At 74.4% G+C, this 3,653-nt stretch carries 3 protein-coding genes; 1 reads left to right on the top strand and 2 read right to left on the bottom strand.

Annotated elements, in window-relative coordinates; genetic code table 11:
• Positions 1-828: ATP-binding protein (locus MET9862_RS28645; protein ID WP_142586273.1), on the bottom strand; the 828-nt coding region annotated here is incomplete at its 3' end.
• 12 nt (positions 829-840) lie between these two features.
• Positions 841-2,091, bottom strand: a complete 1,251-nt coding sequence (locus MET9862_RS28640; RefSeq protein ID WP_142586272.1) for a metallophosphoesterase family protein — start codon at positions 2,089-2,091, stop codon at positions 841-843.
• 134 nt (positions 2,092-2,225) lie between these two features.
• On the opposite strand from MET9862_RS28640, the gene MET9862_RS28635 reads away from it, so the two are divergent.
• Positions 2,226-3,653 (top strand): caspase family protein (locus MET9862_RS28635; RefSeq protein ID WP_185157050.1); only part of this gene is annotated, 1,428 nt, incomplete at its 3' end.

Raw genomic sequence — 3,653 nt, 5'->3', positions numbered from 1 at the left:
GAGCGCCGCGATCCAGGCATCGGCCGGCTCGGGGCCCTCCGCCCCGGGCGCGGCCGCGAGTTGCGCGGCCAGCGCGTCGATCGCCTGGATCGGCGGCCCGACCCGCTTGAGCCGGGTCAGGCGCGCGCGCTCGGCACCGAGGCGGGCGCGCTCGTCGCGGATCGCGTCGAGGCGGCGGCCGGCCTCCTCGATCTCGGCATTGAGGTCGCGCCAGTCGCCGGATCTCAGCTCGCCCTGGCGGATCGCCCGGCGCGCCTCCTCGAACCGGCCGAGCGCCTGGTAGAAGGTGCGGTCCTTGGCGGCGCGGGGGGCGAAGATGCCGGCGGCCTCCGCCTCCAGCCCCGCCTGGAGCGCGCGGTAGCCGCGCAGGCCCGAGGCCGCGGCGAACAGGCTGGCGCCGACCTCGCCCTCGGCATCCAGCATCTCCTCGGCGCCCCCGCGCAGAGCCGCGGAATCGAGACCGAAGGCCCGGCAGAACACCTCCCGCGTCAGCCCACCGAGGAAGGGGGCGAGCGCATCGTCGGGCAAGGGCGCTTCATCGAGAGTGACCAATGCCTGCTTCCGCTTCTTGCGGCGGCGGAAAATCAAGCGGCGACCATCGCTGGCGACGACCTCCGCAGCGACGCGCAATTGCGACAGGTCATGGACGAAGGCGAAGCGGCTTCGCTCGCCGAAGCCGAACAGCAGGTCGGTCACCGCGGCGAGCGCGCTGGTCTTGCCGGCCTCGTTGGCGCCGAGCACCACGTGGAGCCGCGCATCCGGCCGGAAGGCGATGCGGCGGTCGGTGAACGGCCCGTAGCGTTCGAGGTCGAGGCTGAGGAGACGCAAGGGGACCCGTCCTCAGCAGCTGCGGCCGGAGAGCCGGCCGAGCACCAGGGCCTCGGCCTCGGCGCAGAGCGCGTCGAGATCCGCGGCGAGGTCGCCCTCATCCGCGTCGAGCCCGGCCGGCAGGCGCGCGGCGATCTCGGCGAGAGCCGCCTCGGCGCGGGCCCGGAAGTCCGGGTCGCGGTCGATCCCGGCGAGCAGCGTCGCGGGATCGATGGCGGCGGCGAGGCCCGCCGTCTCGGGAAGCGCCACGCGCGGGCGCACGGTCTCGATACGCAGACGCTCCAGCCAGATATCCTCGTGGATGCGGTGGGCGGCGGCCTGGATCTCTGCGGCGAGCCCCTCGCGGTCGGCGGCGAGGCGGTCGTGAAGCGCCGTCTCGCCGGTCAGGTGGACGCGCACCGCCGCGAGCCGCCCCCCGCCCTCGGGCGCCAGCGGGCGCAGGGCGGCGGCGACGGCCTCGACCGCCTCGCGCTCCGAGCCGGCTGCGGCCAGATCGACCGCGATCCGGTGGAAGCGGGCGTGGTCGACGACGACGCGCTCGACGCCCGTGACCTGCCCGTCCGCCACGGAGACGAGCACGGCGCCCTTCGGCCCGCACTCGCGCACGCTGCGCCCCTGGAGGTTGCCGGGGAAGACGATCCAGGGGTCGCGGGCGAGCTCGGCATATTCATGGATATGGCCGAGCGCCCAATAGGCGTAGCCGCGGCCGGCGAGGTCGGCGACGGTGCAGGGCGCGTAGGTCTCGTGCGCCGCGTTGCCGGTGCAGGAGGTGTGCAGCACGCCGATGTTGAACCAGCCCGGCACCGGGGCCGGATAGGTGAGGGCGAGGTTCTCGGGCACCGCCCGGTTCGGGAAGCTGCGCCCGTGCAGCGCCACCTTCAGCGCCTCAAGGCGATGGGTGTCGGCGCGGATCGAGGGGAAGGTGTGGACCGAGTCCGGCAGGATGACCGCGCGCGTGATCACGCTCTCGGCGTCGTGGTTGCCGCGCACGAGGACGACCGGGATGCCCGCCCGGTCGAGCCGGGCCACCTGCCGCGCGAAGAACAGGCCGATGGTGTTGTCAGCCCAGTCGCCGTCATAGACGTCGCCCGCCACGATGACGAAGGCGACGGCCCTGGCGATGGCGAGGCTGACCAGATCCTCGAAGGCGCGGCGCCCCGCCGAGGCGAGGCGGAGGGCGATCTCGGGATCGCGCGCGGACAATCCGCTCAGCGGGCTGCCGAGATGCAGATCCGCCGCATGGATGAAGCTGAACCGGCTCACGCGCGCCCAGCCCCGCGCCTATCGCGCATTCGTGACAGCCCTGGATCCACCGTTCAGCCGCGATTCACCGCTACCGGCCTGACATCCGGTCCCGCCAGGCAAGTCCCGCAGGGACGCCCCGGACGGAGACGCCGATGCGCTCGATAGCCCTCTTCCGCCCCCTCGTCGCGGCCTTTCTCGTCGCGCTCCCCTGCCTGTTGGGCGCGGGCGCGGCGCAGGCCCTGGAGAAGCGGCTCGCCCTCGTCATCGGCAACGCGGCCTATCCCGCGCAAGCCCTCGCGACCGCCGCCAACGATGCCGGCCTCGTCGCGCAGACGCTGCAGGCGGCCGGCTTCGACGTGATGGGCGCGCGCGACCTCGACGAGACCGGGCTGCGCCAGGCATTCCGGGACTTCGTCGAGAAGGCGGAGGCCGCAGGCCCCGAGGCGGTCACCTTCGTCTATCTGTCGGGCTATGGGCTCCAGGTCGAGGGCGAGACCTATTTCGCGCCGGTGGACGCGCGCATCAACGCCGCCTCCGACGTGGCGCTGACGGCGCTGCGCGTCTCGGACTACGCCAAGCGCCTCGCGGCCCTGCCGCTGAAGGCACGCTTCCTCGTGCTCGATGCCGGGCGGCGCAACCCCTTCGCGCGCCAGGGCGAGCCGCTCGCCGGGGGCCTCGCCCTGATGGAAGCGGAACCCGGCAGCCTCGTCGCCTTCAACGCCGCGCCGGGCACGGTCGGCCCCGACGAGACCGGCAGCTACGGCGCCTACGTCAAGGCGCTGGCGGAGATGATCCGCGCCGGCGGCCTCGCCCCGGCCGAGCTGTTCGATCGCGTCCGCCTGCGGGTGGTGGAGACCACCCAGGGCGCGCTGGTGCCCTGGGATTCCGCGCGCATCACGGCGCCGTTCGAGTTCCTGGCGCGGGCGCCCGACGCACCGCCGCTGGAGCGTCCAAAGGCCGCCCTGCAGGCGCGCCCGCTCGCCGAGATCGGCGCCCGGGACGCCTTCGCCCTCTGCCTGGAGCGCGACACCGTCCAGGGCTACCAAGACTTCCTCGGAGCCTATCCGACCGATCCGCAGGCGGCGCGGGTGCGGGCGATCCTGGCGGCGCGGCGCGAGGCGCTGACCTGGCGCCAGAGCCGGCTCGCCGACAGCCCGGACGCCTACTGGTCCTATCTGCGGCGCTACCCGCGCGGGCCGCACGCCTTCGATGCGCGCCGCCGCCTCGCGAGCCTCTCGGCCGCCCTCGCGCCGCCGCCGCGCTTCACCGAGATCGTCTACGACCTGCCGCCCCCGCCCGCGGACGAGATCATCTACGTCGAGCGGCCGGTGGTCTATCTCGCCGACCCGGTCTACGCCCTGCCGCCCCCACCGCCGGTCGTGTTCCTGGCGCAGCCGCCCGCCTATTTCGTGGACCTCGCCCCGCCCCCGCCGCCGGTCGCCGCCTACCTGCTGCCGGCCCCGGCCTACGTGCCGGTGCCGACCTATGTGGCGGCGCCCGTCGGCATCGCGCCCCCGCCCGACAATCCGGTCTTCGGCAACCTCCACCGGGCCCTCGCGCCGCCGGCCCAGGGCCCGCCC

This window comes from Methylobacterium symbioticum (assembly GCF_902141845.1).
GTDB lineage: Bacteria > Pseudomonadota > Alphaproteobacteria > Rhizobiales > Beijerinckiaceae > Methylobacterium > Methylobacterium symbioticum.
The sequence above is the reverse complement of the archived record's forward strand: the minus strand, read 5'-3'. Positions and strand labels throughout refer to the sequence as shown.